This window comes from Saccharothrix hoggarensis, assembly GCF_042678885.1.
GTDB classification, from domain to species: Bacteria; Actinomycetota; Actinomycetes; order Mycobacteriales; family Pseudonocardiaceae; genus Actinosynnema; species Actinosynnema hoggarensis.
Genome location: NZ_JBHTLK010000448.1, coordinates 1 through 2,089 on the forward strand (window position 1 = coordinate 1; position 2,089 = coordinate 2,089).

Below are 2,089 nucleotides of genomic sequence, written 5' to 3' on the forward strand. Positions count from 1 at the left end.
CGGTCTGCCCGGCGTCCAGCCGCAGCGACGCCACCAGCGGGCACCACTCGCCGGGCAGGCCGCGGTGCAGCTCCTGCACCGCGTCCGCGATCCGCCGCGACAGCTCCGCCCGGTGCGGCGGCGGCAGCTGCGCCAGCAGCGCCTCGGCGGTGAGCGGGTGCCGGAACGCGTACCAGTCGGGCACCGGCTCGTCCGGCGTCACGAGCTGCGCGGCCACGCCCGCGTGCAGGTGCGACAGCAGGCCGCGGTCGTCCATCCCGGTCACCCGGCGCAGCACCGACAGCGGGAAGCGGTGGCCCAGCACCGCGGCCAGGGACAGCAGCTCGCGCCCCTGCGGTCCCAGGCGGTCGGTGCGGTGCGCGATCGCCCGCACCAACGCGGTCGGCAGGTCGATGCGCAGGTCGCCGAGCACCTGCCAGCCGCCGGGGTCGCGCACCAGCACGCCGCCGTTGACCAGGCCGTGCAGCATCTCCTCGACGACGAACGGGTTGCCCGCGCTGTCCGCCCACATCCGCTCGGCGACCTCGTCGGGCACCTCGGACTCGTCCACCTCCAGGCACAGCGCGACCATTCGGCGGACCTGCGCCTCGCCCAGTCGGCCCAGTTCCAGCAGCGCGCCCGCTTCCCGTTGCGCGGCAAGGCGGACCACGTCGAGCGTCGGGCCGGGGTCCGCCCGCGTCGTCACCAGCAGGGCGGCGGGGACCTGGTCGAGGTTGTCCACCAGGTAGTCGATGACGGCCAACGTCTCGGCGTCGGCGTCGTGCAGGTCCTCCAGCACCACCAGGCACGGCTGCGCGCGGCCGACGACGGCCAGCAGCCGCAGCACCGCCTCGGCGAGCACCACCACGGAGTGCGCCTGCCGCGGCGCCTCCGTGCCCCACTCCGGCACCAGCGTGCCCAGCACCGGCTGGTAAGCGCCGAGTTCCCGCAGGTCGGGCCCGTTGCCGGCGCGCAGCAACGACATCAGCGCCTCGGTCAACGGCCGGAACGGGACCATCGGCCCGATCGTGCTGCCCCGCCCGCGCAGGACCCGCATGCCGCGGTCGAACGCCGCTCCGGCGGCGAAGCGCGCCAACCGGGTCTTGCCGATGCCCGGCTCCCCGACCAGGAACACGGCGCGGCCCCGCCGGGCCCCGGCGTCGGCCAGTACCCGCTCCAGGACGCGCAGTTCCTCGTCGCGGCCGACCACGATGGGCGCGCGGGTGTGCATGCGCCGAACCTTAGTCAAGCCGATCAAACACGCGCCAAACTGCCCGCACCCCCAGTGCGGGCGGGCAGTTCGGCGGTGCGGAGGGCGGTCAGATGCCCAAACCGGGAGCGCTCACCGTCGGGTGCGAGAGGTCCGCGGCGACCGCCGCGTAGGCGCCGACGGCCAGCGTCAGACCGGCCAGCGCGCGGGCGCGGGCGCCGGTCTTCGTCTTGCGGGACAGCGCCATCTCCCCGGCGGGGTGGTCGCCGTCCTGGTCCTCGTGCCAGGTGGTGACCGCGTCGTGGTTGGCGTCGTTCATCGGTGGTTCTCCTCGCGGGGGTAGGTGTCGTGCGGAGGTTCGAGCAGGAGCACGGACGGCACCTGCTCGGGGAATCCGAGGCGCAGCAGGCCGTATCCGATCCCGGACAACCCGGTGAGCAGACCGGCCGACGGCACGCCGCCCGGCGTGCCGCAGCGCGCCCCGTACTGGTCCAGCGAGCCGAGGACGAGACCGGCCCGCCGGGTCTGCATGGCCGCGGCCAGGCTGTGCCCGCGCTGGGCGAGCACCGTGAGTGATTCGATCACACCCAGCTCGCCGTGGCACAGGCTCAGGTCGCGCAACGGTTCGTGAACGGCCAGCGCGTTCAGGCAGCGGTCGAGGTGCAGGGTGTGCGCGTCGACCGGCTGGTCGGGGTGCGCGGTGTGCGCGAGGACCGCGCCGGACAGGCCGGAGCACCAGCTGTGGTCGGCCTCGGCCACGTCGAGGAGCCGTTGCCGCAACGCCTGGTCGGCGCGCAGGTTCGCCCGCCCCGCCACGCCGTACCCCTGGTCGCCCGCGACGCGCGCGTAGCGCAGCAGCGCCCAGCCGACGCCCGCCCGGCCTCGGGCGAAGCCGTCGCC

General features: G+C 75.2%; 3 protein-coding genes. All 3 read right to left on the minus strand.

Annotated features, from left to right (window positions below):
- Positions 1 to 1,210: ATP-binding protein (locus ACFQ3T_RS36235; RefSeq protein ID WP_380730625.1), on the minus strand; the 1,210-nt coding region annotated here is incomplete at its 3' end.
- A gap of 88 nt (positions 1,211 to 1,298) precedes the next feature.
- On the minus strand, positions 1,299 to 1,508 hold the full coding sequence (locus ACFQ3T_RS36240; protein ID WP_380730627.1) for a hypothetical protein: 210 nt from the start codon (positions 1,506 to 1,508) through the stop codon (positions 1,299 to 1,301).
- On the minus strand, positions 1,505 to 2,089 hold a 585-nt coding region (locus ACFQ3T_RS36245), incomplete at its 5' end, for a lanthionine synthetase LanC family protein (RefSeq protein ID WP_380730629.1). The genes ACFQ3T_RS36240 and ACFQ3T_RS36245, both read right to left, overlap by 4 nt.